This is a genomic window from Streptomyces sp. x-19 (assembly GCF_046549115.1).
Lineage (GTDB): Bacteria > Actinomycetota > Actinomycetes > Streptomycetales > Streptomycetaceae > Streptomyces > Streptomyces albulus_C.
Window position 1 is genome coordinate 429,691 of sequence record NZ_JAJPWK010000006.1, and the last position, 16,945, is coordinate 446,635.

The window sequence follows — 16,945 nt, forward strand, 5'->3', positions numbered from 1 at the left end:
GTCCTCGGGTACCGCATGTCCTTGCTGTGCCGGCCCCGCCGTCACACGTCAGCCCCGCCGTCTGACCCCGGCCGCGGCGCGGCGCGAGGTCCGCCGCGGCGGCGCGGCGCCCTCGACGCCGTCGCCCCCCGGTTCCCCGCCCTCGTGCCAGCTGCCGACGAGGTGGTCGGTGAAGGCGCGGATGGTGGGGTACTCGATGAACGAGGACGAGGGCACCGGCCGGCCCAGCTCGGTCCCGAGCCGCGCCGTGATGTCGATGAGGATCAGCGAGTCCACGTCCATGTCGAACAGGTTCCGGTCCAGGTCCGGCAGGTCGTCGTCGCCCCGGCCGAGCACCGTCGCCACCTGCGTGCGGACGTAGTCCTGGATGATCCGGCGCTGCTCCGCGGCGTCCGCGGCCTCGATGCGCGGCCGCAGCGTCGCGCCCCCGGCCGGTGCGGCGGGCGCGGGTGCGGCGGGCGCCGCGGTGCCGGCCGACGGCGCGGGTGCGGCCGGCGGCTCGACCCAGTGCCGGGTGCGCTCGAAGGGGTAGGTGGGCAGCGGCACCCGGCGCGCCAGCTCCGCGGGGTACCTGGCCTGCCAGTCCACCGCGACACCACGGGTCCAGACCTCCCCCAGGGCGTGCAGCAGCGCTTCGAGGGCGGTGGCGTCCGGGGCGCCGGCCGGTACCGCGTCGACGGCCAGCATGCCGGCCTCGGCCAGCAGCGCCTCCAGGGCCCGCGGGTCGGCCTCGGCGGCCGGCGGCTTGGCCCAGAAGGCGGGGTCGGCCGCCTCCTGCGGCTCCAACCAGCGCGCCTCCCCGCCGACGGCCAACGGCAGGGCGGCGGGGGCGAGTCGGCTCGGCGGCACGGTCGGGGACTCCCCCGCGTCGTGCGCCCGGGCCAGCTCCAGCGCGTCCGGCAGCGTCAGCACCCCGGCCAGTGCCCCGGCGACGGCCTGCCCCGGGCCCGAGCCGATCAGCGCGCCCCAGGTGACGCCCCAGCTCTCCCAGACGCGGGCCAGCGCGTACTGCAGGACGAAGTCGGCCACCCCGTCGCCGGTGGTCAGCAGCGCTTCGGGGCCGGTGACGGCGGGCAGTTCCAGTGCGGTGGCGCAGGCGTCGACGGCGGCGCGGAACTCCGGCAGGTCGCGGTAGAGCTCGACGGCGCCGGGACCGGTGGCCGGTCCCGCGACGCCGCCGCCGAGCACCAGGGCTGCGGTGTCCCGGCCCTCCTCCGCCTCGTGGGTGGCGACCTGCTCGGGGTCGAGGATGGCCAGGGTGAACGCGCCGTCGCCGGTGTCCCGGCAGACCGCCGCGCGGCGGTGCGGGAGCGCGGCCCGGCCGGCGGCCAGCGTGTGGGCGATCGCGCTCAGGTCGGCGTCGGGGGCGTTCCTGAGGTAACGGGCGAGGTTGCCGGTGGCGCGGTCCAGGGCGGCGCCGGTGCGGGCCGACAGCACCAGCAGTTCGGCGCCGCGCGGGCGGGCCGCCGGGGCCGGGGGCACCGGCTCCTCCAGGACGACGTGGGCGTTGGTCCCGCCGATGCCGAAGGAGCTCACGCCGGCGCGGCGCGGTCGCCCGCCGGTCTCCCAGGCGGACAGTTCGGTGTGCACGGCGAACGGGCCGGCGGCGAAGTCGATGTCGGGGTTGGGGGCGCGGAAGTTGAGGCTGGGGACGAGGGTGCCCTCGCGCAGCATCAGCACGGTCTTGATCAGGCCCGCCATGCCGGCCGCGGTGTCGAGGTGGCCCACGTTGGTCTTGACCGAGCCCAGCGCGCAGCTGCCGGGGCCGCCGGCGTCCCCGAACGCCTCGGTGAGCGCGGCGACTTCGATGGGGTCGCCGAGCGGGGTGCCGGTCCCGTGCGCCTCGACGTAACCGATGGTCTCGGGCGGGCAGTCGGCGACGTCCTGCGCCTCGGCGATCACCGCGGCCTGGCGGGTCACGCTGGGCGCGGTGTAGCCGGTCTTCGCCGAGCCGTCGTTGTTGACCGCGGAGCCCTTGATCACCGCGTGCACGGTGTCGCCGTCCGCGACGGCGTCGACCAGCCGCTTGAGGACGACGACGCCCACCCCGGAGCCGATGACGGTGCCCGCGGCGTCGGCGTCGAAGGCCCGGCAGTGCCCGTCCGGGGAGAAGATCATGCCCTCTTGGTGGACGTACCCCCGGGTCTGCGGCACCCGCAGGTGCACGGCGCCGGCCAGGGCCATGTCGCACTCGCCGGCGAACAGGCTCAGGCAGGCGGTGTGCACCGCGACCAGGGAGGTGGAGCAGGCGGTGTTGATGTTGACGCTGGGGCCGCGCAGGTCGAGCTTGTAGGAGACGCGGGTGGCCAGGAAGTCCTTGTCGTTCGCCAGCATCAGCCGGTAGTGGCCGACGGAGGAGGCGGTGCGGTAGCGCTCGGCGAGGTTGTGCAGCAGGTAGGTGTTCATGCCCGCGCCGGCGAAGACGCCGATCTGCCCGTCGTGGCCGGACGGTTCGTACCCGGCGTCCTCCAGGGCCTGGTGGGCGCACTCCAGGAAGTGCCGGTGCTGCGGGTCGAGGATCTCCGCCTCGTCGCCGGGGACCTTGAAGTGACCGGCGTCGAAGGACTCGACGTCCGGCAGCAGCTGCGCCGCCCGCACGTATCCGGGGTCGGCCAGTTCGTCCGGCCCGACGCCGGCCGCCAGCAGCTCCGCGTCGGTGAAGAAGGTCGTGGTCTCCCGGCCGTCCTTGAGGTTCTGCCAGAACTCCGCCACCGATTCCGCGCCGGGAAAGCGGCAGGCCATGCCGACGACGGCCACGTCGGAGTCCCGGTACTCCCCGGTCTCCTGCGACCGGTCCTGCTCCCTCGCGTGCTCCATTGCCCCTCCTAGAGCTCGATGCCCATGTCGGCCGCCACGGTCCGCATGCCGAGGAAGCTCTGCGCGACGAACCGCGCCCCGTCCTCGGTGGCGTCCAGCTGCCGGAAGATGTCGATGAGTTCGCGCTCGTGCTCGGCGGTGTCCCCGCGGTGCTCGGCGATCTCCAGCACGACCCGCTTCATGCGCTCTTCGATGTCGGCGATGTTGGCGGCCCGCGGGAACTTGATGCTGAAGGTGGAGCGGTCGAAGTCCTTGTTCCGCGCCATCGACCTTTTGTGGCTGGAGGCGTTGAGCTTGTAGAACATGCAGTCCCAGTTCTTGAACGAGTAGTAGTTCAGGAGCGGGAACAGCGTGCAGTGCGTCTCCAGCGGCGAGGAGTCGTAGAGCCCCTTGGCCTTGAGTTCGGCGACGATGCGGTCGGGGTCGTAGTCGTAGCGCATGGCGATGAACGGGAAGACGATCTTGGGGAGTTCGTCGTCCTCGGCGAAGAGGATCTGCTCGATCTCGCCGCGGAAGAGGTCGCTGGTGAAGCGCCGGCCGAAGGTCTGGTAGAAGTCCCGCACGATCTCGCGGACGTTGGACTCCATGGTGAGGATCTGCTGCGGGTCGGCGCACAGCGCGATGTAGGGGATGTTGTTCCGGACGGCGTGCAGGATGGCCCGGATGACGAAGAAGGTGCGGCAGGAGACGCACGGCAGCTTCTCGTCGAGGTACTTCCCCGGCTTCTTCGGCGCGGGCCGGTTGAAGACCTCCCGCATCATCGACTTGATGTTGTCGTCGTCGGAGTCGAGGACGAAGGTCGCGTCGATCTTCTGCTGCGCGAGCTTGATGTTCTCGGCGGCGTGCGCGCTCTCGAAGGGCACGTCGAAGGTGTAGGAGAGCACCCGCTTGCCGTATTCGTTGACGAACTTGTCCAGCATGTAGGTGCTGTCCTTGCCGCCGCTGTACATGAACAGGCAGTCGTAGTCGCCGTGCGGATTGGGTCCGGCGGCGGTGAACTCCTCGTAGACGCGGTTGGTGTAGGTGAAGTTCTCCAGCAGGTCGCTCGCGATGTCGAGCTTGCACAGGTTGCACACGCCCTCGTCGTCGAGGGTCACGCCGGGGTGCCCCTCCTTGAGGGCGCACATGGTGCACGAACGCATGGTTGACCTCCCCGTTCCGGATGCTCCGGTGATTGCCGTATCGATGGATGCGCGTGCGGTGCGCGCTAGTTGGCGGATGGCTTGCGCGGGGTCCGCTCCGCGCGCCGCCGTCGCAGCTCCCCCAGGGGCGCGCGCGAGGACGGTGCGCGCCGCGCGGGGCGGGCGGCCGTCGCCACCGGGGCGGCCACGGCCGTCCGGGCGCCGCGGTCCGGCCCGGGGGCCTGGCGTTCGACGTGCCGGGCCATCGAGCGGACCGTCGGGTACTTGAACATCTCCACCCGCGTCAGCGGCCCGTGGACCTCGGCCTTGAGCCGTGCCATGACCTGCATCAGCAGCAGCGAATTGCCGCCGGTCTCGAAGAAGTTGTCCTCCACGCCGACCGCGTCGACGTTCAGCACCTCGCGCCAGATCCGGGCGATGGTCCGTTCGACGCCGCCGGCGGCGGGCGCGGCGGGCGTCCCGTCGGCGGGGCCCTGCGCCGGCCGCGGCAGCGCCTTGCGGTCGGTCTTGCCGTTGGCGGTGAGCGGGAGCCGGTCCAGTTCGACGAAGGCGGCCGGCACCATGTAGGCGGGCAGCGCCTGCCCCAGGTGGCGCCGGAGGTCCGCGGGGTCGATGCCGGGGCGGTGCGGCACGACGTAGCCGGTCAGGCGCCGGTCGCCGGGGACGTCCTCCCGCACGACGACGGCCGCCCGGTCGACCGCGGGGTGGCGCAGCAGCGCGTCCTCGATCTCGCCGGGTTCGATGCGGTAGCCGTGCAGCTTGACCTGGTTGTCGACCCGGTCGAGGTACTCCAACGTCCCGTCGGGCCGGTGCCGTACGAGGTCGCCGGTGCGGTACAGCGCGCCCGCGGCCGGTTCGAGCGGGTCGGGCACGAACTTCTCGGCGGTCTGCTCCGGGCGGTCGAGGTAGCCCTCGGCCACGCCGTCCCCGCCGATGTACAGCTCGCCCGGGAAGCCGGGGGCGACCGGTTGCCGCCAGCGGTCCAGCACGTAGCAGCGGGTGTTGGCGATCGGACGCCCGATGCCGATCCGCTCGGCGTCGTCCAGGCGGACGGCCGTGGACCAGATGGTGGTCTCGGTGGGCCCGTAGAGGTTCCACAGCTGTCCGCCGCGCGCCAGCAGCTCCCGGGCCAGGTCCCGGGGCAGCGCCTCGCCACCGCACAGCACCCGCAGCGTCCGGCTGCCGGTCCACCCGGCCGCGATCAGCATCTTCCAGGTCGCCGGCGTCGCCTGCATCACGGTGGGCCGGCGCCGCTCCAACAACGCGCGCAGCGCGAAGCCGTCGCCGGCCGTCTCGGCCGGGGCGAGTTCCACGTGCCCGCCGCGGATCAGCGGCCCGTACAGCTCCAGGCCGGCGATGTCGAAGCAGACCGTGGTGACCGCGAGCAGGTGGTCGTCCTCGGTGATGCCGGGCGTACCGGCCATGGCGCAGACGAAGTTGGTCAGCGCGCGGTGCCCGACCCTGACCCCCTTGGGGCGGCCCGTGGAGCCGGAGGTGTAGATGACGTAGGCGAGGCCGTCGCCGGGCCGGGGCCGGGCGGGTGCGGCGGGCTGGGCCGGTGCGCCCCGGTCGGGCCGGGCCCGGTCCAGCACCAGCACCTCGGCGTCGGTGGCCGGCAGCCCGTCGGCCAGTGCCGCTTCGCTGACGACCAGCGGCAGGCGGGTGTCGGCGAGCACGTGCGCGAGGCGCTCGCGCGGGTAGATCGGGTCCAGGGGGACGTACGCGGCGCCGGACTTCATGACGCCCAGCAAGGTGGCGACCAGGTCCGTCGAACGGTCCAGGTACACCCCGACGAGCGCGCCGGGCCCGATGCCGCGCGAGCGCAGCAGCGCCGCCAGTTCCTCGGCCCGGGAGTCCAGTTGGCGGTAGGTCAGGGTGGTGTGCCCGGCCGTGACGGCGGGCGCGTCCGGCCGCCGCCGGGCCTGCTCTTCGAAGAGGGCGTGGACGGGCCGGTCGCGGGGGTAGTCGGCGGCGGTGTCGTTCCAGTCGATCAGGGCGCGCCGGCGGTGGGCGTCGGAGGAGGTCGGCGTGCGGGTCAGGTCCGCGCCCGCGGGGCCGGCCGCGGCCCGCAGGAACGCGCCGGCGTGCTCGGCCAGCAAGGCGGCCGTCGCCTCGTCCAACGCGCCGTCGGCGACCACCCATTCCACCCGGCCGGCGCCGCGCGGGACGCGGACCAGCAGCGCGGTGCCGGGGGCCGGGGCGGGCGGGGCCGCCGGGTCGTCGGTGAGCTCCACCGCGACGGGCAGGCCCAGCGCGGCCGGGCGGCGCCCGGCGAGCTGGGGGTAGCGGACCCAGACGTCCTGGCCGAAGGCGCCGGCCCGGACGGCGTCCGTCACCCGCCGCGCCACCTCTTGGGCGAACGCGCCCATGCCGGTGCCGGGGGTCAGTTCCGGCACCCGCAGCGGCACGCGCGGTGCGCGCAGGGCGTCGACGAGCGGATGCCCGGTGCTCCCGTCGGGGAGCCGCAGGTCCACGTCGCGGCCGGCGTCGTCGCCGATGCGGGCGAGGAAGGCCAGCAGACCGGCCAACAGCCACTCGTCGCGGCGCAGTCCGGCGTCGGCGGCGGCCCGCGCCGCCCCGTCCGGCACCGCGACCGGGTACGTGCGGGGCGCGGCGCCGGGGGCGGGCGCCCCGGCGGCGTCCCGGCCGGGCAGTTCGACGGGTGCCAGTGCCGCCAGCCGGCGCACCCAGCGGCGTTCGTGGCGCAGGCCGGCGGCCTCGGCGCGGGTCGCGGCCTCGGCGAGTTCGGGGGTGGGGTCGGGCAGTCGGCGTCCGCGCAGGTCCTCGGCGGCGGGGTCCAGCGGGGTGCCGGTGGCGGTGGTCAGCCCGGTCAGCCGCACGTCCTGGGTGCCGGTGGCCACCACGAGGCCGTCCCGGTCGGCCGCCAGCACCGTGCCGGCGGCCGCGCCGGAGCGCTCCGGCAGGACTTCCAGGCCGCTCACGAGCGCGGGCCGGCCGTGGAGGTCGAGTTTGGCGGTGCCGAAGCGGTTGTCGGCGTGCGCGCCGAACTCCGCGGCGCGCACGGTGGCGGACAGCTCCGCCGCCGGCCGCGTCCAGGACAGGAGGCCGGCGCCGTGGGGGCGGTCGTGGCGGCCGTGGTAGCTGCGCCCGGACAGGTCCTGCGGGCGGCGCCGCGCCTCGCCCCGGGCCAGTGCGTCGGCGAGTTCGGCGAAGGACTGCACGCCGGCGTCGAAGCACTTGACGTTCAGGGTGTGGCTGGTGTCGTCCGCGGTGACCTCGACCTCGCGCTGGGCGAGGACGTCGCCGGCGTCGGCCTCTTCGGTCATGACGTGCCAGGTGACGCCGTGGCGCCGGGCGCCCTGGAGGATCGCCCAGGTGGTGGCGTACACACCGGCGTGCTCCGGCAGCAGCGCGTCGTGGAAGTTGACGGCCAGGCCGCGCGGCAGGTCCAGCACCTCGGCGGGCAGCATGCGCAGGTTGGCGATGCTGAAGAGGTGGTCGAAGGGGTGCGCGGACAGGAAGTCCGTGAGGTCCGGGCCTAAGTCGCGGGTGGGCAGGCCCTGTTGGGCGGCCCACTGCCGGACGTCCGGGTTGGGCGAGACCACCCCGAGCACCGTGTGGCCGCGTTCGAGCAGCAGCTCGGCGCAGGACACCAGCAGCGTGTTCTCACCGATCAGATGGCAACTGAACGCATTCGTCGTACCGCTCACTTCGCGCTTCCCCCGTTGTTCTCGCCGCCGAGCACGGAGAGCAGCTCACCCAGCAGCTGGTCCACCTGCTCGTCGGACAGGTCCTCGACGACGCCGGCCAGTTCCGCCCCGTCGGCCCCGTGGGAGACGGGCGTCTCCCGGACCGTGGGGCGCGGGGCCGGCGCACCGGTCCCGGCCGGTGCCGTCGTTGCCGCCGGCACCTCCATGGTCGCTGGCGTCGCTGGCGTCGCTGACCCAGACATTGGTGCCGTTGATCCCGTGCCTGCCGTTGGTGCCGTGTTCGCCGTTGGTGCCGTGTTCGCCGTTGGTGCCGTCGCCTCCGCCGGCCGGTGCGGTCCGGACGCGGCGGGGGCGGCCCCCGCCAGCCGGGCCAGGGTCTGCGGGTGCTGCTCGCGGAAGTAGTCCGCGAGTCGTCCGATGGTCGTGTGCTCGAAGAGCAGCGGGGCCGGCAGCCGCCCGAAGTCGGCCTCCAGCGCCTGCTTGAGTTCGGGCACCACGAGCGAGTCGATGCCGTAGTCCTCGAACGGCGCCTCGGGGTCGAGTTGCGCCTCGGTCATCTCCAGCACGCGGGCGAACACGGCCTTCACCTGTCCCAGCGCGACCGCCGCCAGGTCCACCGGCGCCGGCTCCCCGGCCACCGCGGCGGGCGACGCCGGCGCCGCCGGTTGCGCCGGCCCGGCGGCCGCCCGCTCCGTGAGGGCCGCCTCGGCCGCCCCCGGCACCAGGACGGTGCCGTCGCTCTCGGCCGCGATCAGGCTCTGCTGGACCGGCCCCTCGGCGGTCGGCGGCAGTTCGTGCACGCTCGTGCCGTCGAATCCGCAGACCGCCAGCACGTCGCGCCACTTGGCGACGGTGAGCAGCGGCGAGCCGGGGATCCGCAGGTCGGTGTCGCGGTACCGCCACCAGCCGCTGGTCAGGCCGAAGATCAGCGGCAGGAAGTCGGCGAAGCCGGTCCCCTCGTTGGCCAGCACCACGCCGCCGGCGCGCAGCAACCGCTTGACGCCGAGCATGGTGTGTTCGATGGACGGGGTGACGTGGAAGACGTTGGTGCCCAGCACCACGTCGTAGCTGTCCGGGGCGATGCCCTGGGCGACCGGGTCCGCGTCCACGTCGAAGACCGTGAACTCCGCGAACGGGTGGTCGGCCGCGAACTTCTTCCGGCCGTGCCGCACGAACGCACTGGTGATGTCGGTGTAGGTGAAGGTGACGTGCTCGGCGTACGGGGCCAGCGCCGCCAGGACGGGCCCGCTGGTGCTGCCCGTGCCCGAGCCGACCTCCAGGATCCGCAGGCGGGCCGTCGGGTCCACCGCCAGCCGCTCGCGCACGACGTCCGCGACCGAGCGGGCCACCAGCGCGTTGTAGCTGTCGCTGAGCGCGCTGCCCCGGTAGATGCCCACCACCAGGTCCATGGAGCCACCAGGGAAGAGCACGTCCATGTGGCTCTGCTCGCCGGTCACCACCTGCGGGAACGCCTCCAGGCAGCGGGCCAGGAGCGTCGCCACGGCCTCGATCTCCGGGTAGCGCGCGATGAGTTCGGTCGCGGCGGCGTGCGGGTCGTGGCCGGCCCGCAGCGTCTCGGGGTCGTCGACCAGGGGGGTGCTGACGAGGGCGTCGCCGTCGCGGCGCAGGTACCCCGCGGTGGTGAGCATGTCCAGTACGGAGGCGTACAGCCGGTGGTACTGGTCGGCGATCCGCAGCCGTGCGCGCAGTGCGTCGGCGGTGTGCCGCTCGCCCGCGGCCCGCAGCACGCCCATCCGCCGCAGCGCCCCGGCCAGCAGCCGGCGGGCGAGCCGCTCGGCCTCCCGGGAGGCCCGCTGGTAGGACTCGATCCGACGGATCTCCTCCGGTGCGAGCGCCACGACGGGACGCAACTGGTCGACGAGCGGCGGGAGGTGACGCGGACGGATGCGCACCTCGGCCGCACCGTCCACGCCCATGGCCGCCAGGACGCGGTCGCCGGCCTGGAGGGCCAGCACCTGCTCCAGCGGGCTGTCCAGGAGCCGCTCCACGGTCCGCATGCCGTCCGCGGCGCTGAGGGGCGTGACGCCCGACGCCACCAGCGGGCGCAGCACCTCCTCCCGCTCGGCGACCCCGGCGGCGTGCCAGAAGCCCCAGTTGACGACCTTGACGGGGAACGGTGCGGTGCGGGCCAGGTGCAGGGCCAGGGCGTCCGCGGCGCAGCACGCGGCGGCGTACCCGCCCTGTCCGGCGGCGCCCTGGAAGGCGGCCCCCGAGGAGTAGAAGAGCAGGAAGTCCAGCGGCTCCCGCTCGACCGCCGCCCAGGTGCCGCGCACGGTGGCCTCCTTGGAGTCCAGGGCGGCGTGCAGGCCGGGCGCGTCCAGTGCGGTCACCGGGGCGGTGGCGAAGTCCATGACCGAGTGGATGACCCCGTGCAGCGCGCCGAAGCGCTCCTTGGCCCGGTCCACGGCGGCGCGCACCGCCGCGGGGTCCGCGGCGTCGGCCGCCACGTACAGCACCTCGGCGCCGGCCGCCTCCAGTTGCGCGAGGCGTTCGCGGCGGGCCGGGTCGACTTCGGCGCGGCCCAGCACCAGCAGCCGGGCCCGGTAGGTGCGGGCCAGGTGCAGGCAGGTGTCGAAGCCGATGACGCCCAGGCCGCCGATGACGGCGTAGACGCCGCGCTCGCGCAGCGGGGGCCGGGCCGGTTCGGGCAGCCGCACCCGCTCCAGGGTGCGCAGGTAGCGCACGCCGTCGCGCAGCAGCACCGGCTGGACGCGCGCGGGGAACGGTTCGGCGGCGACGGCGCGGGCGGCCCGCGCGGCCTCCTCGGCCCGTACGTCGACGCAGGCGATCCGCGCGCCCGGGTGCTCCTTGGCCAGCGCCGAGCACAGGCCGAGGAGGGCGACTCCCGCCGGGCGGGACGGCTCGTCGGGCCGCAGCGGGTGGACGTCGGTGGTGACGACCTTCAGCGCGGGCGGTCGGGCGTCGCCGTCCCGGTACAGCGCGGTGGCGAGCCGCAGCAGTGCGAGCACGCCCTGCGCGCGGGCGGCGTGACCGGCCTCGTCCCCGGCCGGCGACCCGGCCAGGAAGTAGACGAGTTCGGGGTCCGCGCCGCTGCCGCAGGTGCTCGTCAGCTCGGCCTCCGACGGGCCGTCCGGACCGAACAGGAGGGTGTCCACCCGGGCGTCGGCGTGCACGGCGGCCAGGGCGGTGGCCGTGGCGTCCGCGGCCCGGGGCGCGACCACCAGGACCCGCCGGGCGTCGGCCGGCCCGTCCTCCGGGTGCGGTCGGGAGACCCAGCGCGGCCGGTGGGCCAACTTGGGGTGCGGGTCCTTCTGCTCGCGCACCGACAGCCCGGAGAAGAACACGCAGACCCGGCCGTCGTCGTCCAACAGGGCCACGTCGTAACGGTTCTCGCCCAGCGGCGTGATGTGCGCGTAGCCGGTCAGCGGCACGGGCCGGTGGCTGCGCACCCGGTCGACGGCGAAGGGCAGCAGCGGCAGGTCCTCGGAGCCCCGGGAGGCGAAGTGCAGGGCGGCGACGGTGTGCAGGGCCGCGTCGACCACGGCCGGGTGCAGGGCGCGCCGTTCGGCGCCCGGCACGAACCGTTCGGGCAGCCGCAGTCGTGCCAGCGCCTGCGCACCGTCGGTGCGGACCCACTCGACCAGTCGGAAGAACGGCCCGTAGCAGACCCGCAGCCGGTCCATGCCGGCGTAGAACTCGGCGCCGGTCAGCTCGGTGGGGCAGGCGTCCGCGATGTCGCGGACGGCGACCGGAGCGGGCGCGGGGGCCCGGTCGGCCGGCACCAGCACGCCGCGGGCGTGCACCGGGGCGGCGGTACCGGCGGCGCGGTGGGCGCCGCGCACCTCGAAGCGCCGGGTGCCGTCCGCCTCCTGGAGCGCGACGACCAGTTCCTCGGGCGCGTCGGCCACGACCACGGGGGTGAGCCAGTACACGTCGTCGATCACCCGGTCGCCGTCGCGGGCGCCGACGGCGTCCAGGACGAGGTCGAGGTAGCCGGCGCCGGGCAGGATCGTCCGGCCGCTGACGACGTGGTCGGCGACCAGCGGGTCGGCGGGGCGCAGGGTCAGCGGCAGTTCCCCGCCGCGCGCCTCGACGGCCGGGGTCGTGGCGGCCGGGGTGACGGCCGTCGTGGTCACGGCGCTCGGTGCCGCCGGCCCGCCGGGCGGGGTGCGCGTCAGCCAGTGGCGTTCCGGGGCAAAGGGGTAGGTCGGCAGCGACACCCTGCGCGGCCGGTCGGTCCGCTCCAGGGCGAGCGCGTCCCAGTCCAGTTCGACGCCGGTGACCCACAGTCCGGCGAGCTTGTCGACCTGCCCGGCGCGGGCCAGGCCGCGGACGAAGTCGCCGCCGCCGGCGCCGTGCGTGAACAGGTCGGCGAGCGCCGCGTGGTGGCCGGCGGTGCCGCGGGCGAGCCCGGTGACCGCTTCGCCGCGGGCGAAGGCCGCCAGCGTGGCCGCCGCCGCGGGCACGTCGGTCGCGGTGAACGCCAGCCGTTCGGCGAACGCCTCCCGGCCGGTCTGGAGCGTGTGCGCGACGTCGGCGAGCGTCGGCGCGTTCCCCCGGCGCTCGGCGCGCTCCAGGAACCCGGCCAGCTCGTCGGCGTACGCCCGCAGCCGCTCCTCGTCGCGGGCGGACAGCACGACCAGCTCCGCGGAGCTAGTGGCGGGCTTCTGCGCGCGGCGTTCGGGCACGAACTCCTCCAGGATCACGTGGGCGTTGGTGCCGCCGGCGCCGAACGAGCTGACGCCCGCCCGGCGGGGCCGGCCCGCCTCCCTGGGCCACTCGGCCGCCTCCCGCTGCACGCGGAACGGCGACGCGGCGAAGTCGATGATCGGGTTGAGTTCCGCGGCGTGCAGCGAGGGGACCAGCTCGCCGTGGCGCAGCTGGAGCACGGCCTTGGTGACCCCGGCGATGCCGGCGGCGCCCTCCAGGTGCCCGATGACGGACTTGACCGATCCCAGCGCGCAGAACGCCCGGTCGGAGGTGTGCCGGGCGAACGCGTCCACCAGGCCGGTGTGCTCGATCGGGTCGCCGAGCGCGGTGCCGGTGCCGTGGGCCTCGATGCAGCCGATGTCGCGGGCGCTCAGCCCCGCCTTGGCCAGGGCCTCCTCCACCAGGGCCTGTTGGGCCTTGGGGTTCGGCACGGTGAAGCCGTTGGTGCGGCCGCCGTGGTTGACGGCGGTGGCCCGGATCACGGCGTGCACCTGGTCGCCGTCGGCGAGCGCCCGTGAGAGCCGCTTGAGCACCACGGCGCCCACGCCCTCGCCGGGCACGTAGCCGTTGCCGCCGGCGCCGAAGGAGCGGCAGCGCCCGTCGGTGGAGAGCATCTTCTTGCGGCTGAGGTGGACGTACTTCAGCGGGTGCGCCGAGACGTTCACGCCGCCCGCGAGGGCGTAGGCGCACTCGTCGCGGCGCAGGCTCTCGCAGGCCGCGTGGAGGGCGACCAGGGAGGCCGAGCAGGCGGTGTCGATCACGACGCTGGGGCCGCGGAAGTCACCGAAGTAGGAGACCTGGTTGGCGATGGACGCCCGGTTGGCCATGGCCACCACGTGGTTGCCCTTGAAGGACTCCTCCGCGCCGAGCATGGCGTAGTCGTCCCACATGACGCCGACGAACACGCCCACGTCGCGCCCCTCGTCGCCGTAGCGCGGGCGCGGCAGCGCGTCCAGGCGGTACCCGGCGTCCTCCAGGGCGGACCAGGCCGTCTGGAGGAACAGCCGCTCCTGCGGATCCATCGACCTGGCCTGGCGCGGGGAGAGCGCGAAGAACAGCGAGTCGAAGGCGTCCACGTCGGACAGGAACCCGCCGTGCCGGCCGTAGCTCTTGCCCGGCGCGTCGGGGTCGGGGTCGTAGAGCGCGTCGGCGTCCCAGCGGTCCGCGGGGACCTCGGTCACGCAGTCCCGGCCCTGCCGGAGGTTGTCCCAGAACTCCTCCAGGTTGCGGGCCTGCGGGTAGCGCCCGCTCATGCCGATGATGGCGATCGGGTCGTCGTCCGGCGTGTGCGGGGACGGGGCGGGGGCGGCGGTCGTCGGCTGCGGGACCGGTACGGAGACGGCGGCGGGGGCCGCCACCGCGGCCGCGGCCGTCGGCGCCGTCGGCGCGCCCTGGTCACCGACCAACCGCCGGACGTCGTCGAGGTGTTCGCGCACGAGGTACCCGGCCAGGTCCTGCACGGTGCGGTACTCGAAGAGCAGGGTGCCGCGCAGCCCGGTGAAGTCCCGGCCGAGCAGGCTGTTGACCTCCATGATCATGACGGAGTCGATGCCGTACTGGTCCAGCTGCGTGCGGCTGTCGATCTGCGCCGCGGACAGCTTCAGTACACCCGACAGCGTCCGGCGCAGCCGGTCCACCACCGCCGGCAGGTACCGCTCGGCGTCGGTCGGCGCGGCGGCCGGGGGCGCCGGGTGGGCGGCGGGGGCCGGTTCCGTCGGCGCACCGGCCCGCGGAGCCGCCGGCGGCACCGCGGCGCCGCCGAGGGTGCGGGCGATCCGCTCCGGGTCGCCGAGGACCGGCACCAGCACGGGGGCGTCGAACTGCCAGGCCCGGTCGAAGGCGTCCAGCGCCTGCCGCGGCGTCATCCGCAGCATGCCGGTGGCCTCCTGGTAGGTGTCCAACTCGCCGTCCTGGACGAGGGCGTCCACGCCGCCCGCGTCCCACAGCGGCCAGTCCAGGGACAGCGTGCGTCCGGTGCGCGCACCGGACGCCACCCGGCCGTCCCGCACCGCCAGGTAGGCGTCCAGGAAGCGGTTGGCCGCCGCGTAGCTGCCCGCGCCGAAGTCGCCGCACAGCGCCGACACCGACGAGAAGGCGGCGAACACCCCGAGCCGGTCGGCGCGGGTCAGCACGTCGAGGTTGACCACGCCCTGCACCTTGGCCGCGAGCGCCCGCCGGAAGCCGGCGTCGTCCACCTCGGTCAGCGGAACCCGGTCGGCCACCCCGGCGAGGTGGAACACCCCGTCGAGCCCGCCGAAGCGTCCCCGGGCCTCGATCAGTGCGGCCCGCAGTTGCCCGACGTCCGCCACGTCGGCGCGCACGCCCAGTACCTGGGCGCCCAGTTCCTCCAGTTCGGCGCGCACCGCGTCGGGCAGCGGCGACCGTCCCAGCAGGACCAGGCGGGCCCGGTAGCGCGCGGCGAGGTGCCGGGCGAGCAGGCGGCCCACGCCCCCGGCCCCTCCGGTGATCAGGTAGGTGCCACCCTCGACGAGCGGTGCCGCGCCGTCCGCCGGCGTCGCCGGACGGGTCGCCCGCTCCACCGTGCGGACGCTGCGCCGCCCCGCCTCGTACCGGACCTCCGCGCCGCGGAGCGCTCCGTCGGCGGTGAGTTCGGCGGCGAGCACCGCGGCCGGCAGGGCCCCGTCGCGGGCCGGGTCGTGGCGGACGGTGAACAACTCGATCCCCGGCGCGTGGCGGGCCGTCGACAGTGCCAGCCCGGCGACGGCCTCGTGCGCCGGCACCCCGGCCGCGCCCCGGCCCGGGTGGAGGTACAGGCAGCGCACCCGCCCGTCGACACCGGCGTCGGTGACCGCGCGCACCAGGTGGAGCACGGAGCGCAGGCCGCGCCCGAAGACCTCCTCGCGCCGTCGGTGCAGCGCGGCGAGGTCCCCCTCGACGGCGTCCTGCGGCCCGCCGTCGGGGGCCTGGGCGCTCCACAGGTGCGCCACGTCCAGGCCGGCCCGGCTCGCGCCGGGGAGGTCGGCGGCGAGTTCCCGCAGGAGGCGGCGGTAGTGCTCCGGCTCGGCCGGGTCGAGGACGTAACGGTCCGCCGCGCGGCGCTCGAAGCCGGCGCCCGGCAGGACCTCCACGGCCTGTCGCCACCCGCCGGCCGCGGCCAGTTCCGCGGCCGTGCCGGCGCGGTCGGTCAGGACCAGCAGGGTCGCCCGGTCCGCGCGGCCCGCACGCGGAGCCGGCGCGTCGTGCCAGACGGGCCGGTAGAACATTTCCTCCGCCGCGCGGCCCGCGGTGCGCACCGGCTGCGGCGCCGGTGCGCCGGCAGGGGTGTCGGAGGCGCCGGCAGGGGTGTCGGAGGCGCCGGCAGGGATGTCGGAGGCGCCGGCAGCGGCGAACAGGCGGCCCACCAGGTCCTCCACCCGGGCCAGCACCCGGCCTTCGGGGTCGAGGACGGTGACGCGGTAGCGCCAGGTGTCGCGCCGCTCGCCGCGTCCCAGCACCTCGGCGTGCGCGTAGCAGACCGGGGGCAGCTCGTCGTGGACGGTGAGCGTGCCGACGCCGAAGGGCACGGCCAGTTCTTCGGCCCGCGGCGCCTGCTCGCGGTCGATCCAGTGGCAGGCGCGCAGCGCCCCGTCGAGCAACTGCGGTGCCAGGGTGCAGCCGTGGCCCGCGCCGGCCGGCAGCGCCAGTTCGGCGAGCGCCTCGGTGCGCCCGATGCGGACGTCCTGGATGACCCGGAAGCTCTCGCCGTACGCGAAGCCCACGCCCGCGTAGTCGCGGTAGACCTCCGCGCCGGTGCGCCGCCCGGTGCAGCGCTCACGCACCGCCGCCAGGTCGGTGCGGTCCGCCTGCTCGGCCGCGGGCGCCCCGTAGTGCGCCTGCCCGCGCAGGTGGGTGGTGCGGGCGCCGGCGGCCTCGCTGTAGACCTCAAAGGCGATCCGCTCGCCGTCCGCGGTGAACGCCGCGTACAGCTCGATCTCGGTGCGTCCGGCCGGCACCGTGACGGGTCGGCCCCACACGACGTCGGAGAGGCCGCGCAGCGGCCGGCGGCTGGCCCGTTCGGCGCCCGCCCGCACCAGTTCCAGTGCGGCGGCCGCGGCCAGTACCGGCTGCCCGGCGATCACGTGGTCGCGCAGCAGCGGGTCGGTGGCGCGGAGCGTCTTGCGGAACCGCTGCTCCTCGACGGTGGAGTCGTTGGCGTCCAGCAGCGGGTGCAGCGCCGGGGTGCCGCCCGGCAGGGTGCCGTCGGCGGTCGCGATCCAGTGCCGCTCGCGGGCGAACGGGTAGCCGGGCAGCGGGGTCCGCCGTCCGTCCGTCCACGGGCCCGCGACGTCGTCGGTGGCGCCGCGCACCCATTGGGCGGCGGCCGTGTGCGGGTCGTCGGTCGGCTGCGGCGCTTCCGGTGCGCGGTCCGGCGCGACACTGCCGCGCAGCAGCCCTTCCGGATCGCCTCCGTTCGCGAACTCCCGCAGTACGCGGACGAGTTCGGCGCCGTCAGCGGTGACGAGGGCGAGCCGCTCCGTCATGGGCTCGCGTCCGGTGTGGAGCGTGTACGCGACGTCGGCCAGCGCCACCCGCTCGCGCTCCAGGAACGTCCCGAGGCGGCCGGCGTACTCCCGCAACCGCTCCTCGTCCCGCGCCGACACCACGAACACCAACGGATCCCCG

Annotated in this window: 4 protein-coding genes; all 4 read right to left on the minus strand. The window is 75.3% G+C overall.

Annotation, left to right across the window (positions count from 1 at the left end; genetic code table 11):
* Positions 1-48 precede the first annotated feature (48 nt).
* Positions 49-2,817: a type I polyketide synthase gene (locus ACLJT4_RS18805; RefSeq protein WP_411123407.1), complete on the minus strand. Its 2,769-nt coding sequence runs from the start codon at positions 2,815-2,817 to the stop codon at positions 49-51.
* Positions 2,818-2,825: 8 nt separating this feature from the next.
* Positions 2,826-3,959, minus strand: a complete 1,134-nt coding sequence (locus ACLJT4_RS18810) for an OzmP (protein WP_411123408.1) — start codon at positions 3,957-3,959, stop codon at positions 2,826-2,828.
* 65 nt (positions 3,960-4,024) lie between these two features.
* Complete coding sequence (locus ACLJT4_RS18815; protein ID WP_411123409.1) at positions 4,025-7,630, minus strand: amino acid adenylation domain-containing protein; 3,606 nt, start codon at positions 7,628-7,630, stop codon at positions 4,025-4,027.
* Complete coding sequence (locus tag ACLJT4_RS18820; protein WP_411123410.1) at positions 7,627-16,932, minus strand: SDR family NAD(P)-dependent oxidoreductase; 9,306 nt, start codon at positions 16,930-16,932, stop codon at positions 7,627-7,629. Before ACLJT4_RS18820 ends, ACLJT4_RS18815 begins: the two co-directional genes overlap by 4 nt.
* Positions 16,933-16,945 lie beyond the last annotated feature (13 nt).

Excerpts from the sequence above, each read along its gene's own strand:
- ACLJT4_RS18805 (WP_411123407.1), bottom strand. The coding sequence starts at position 2,817 with ATGGAGCACGCGAGGGAGCAGGACCGGTCGCAGGAGACCGGGGAGTAC.
- ACLJT4_RS18810 (WP_411123408.1), bottom strand. The coding sequence starts at position 3,959 with ATGCGTTCGTGCACCATGTGCGCCCTCAAGGAGGGGCACCCCGGCGTG.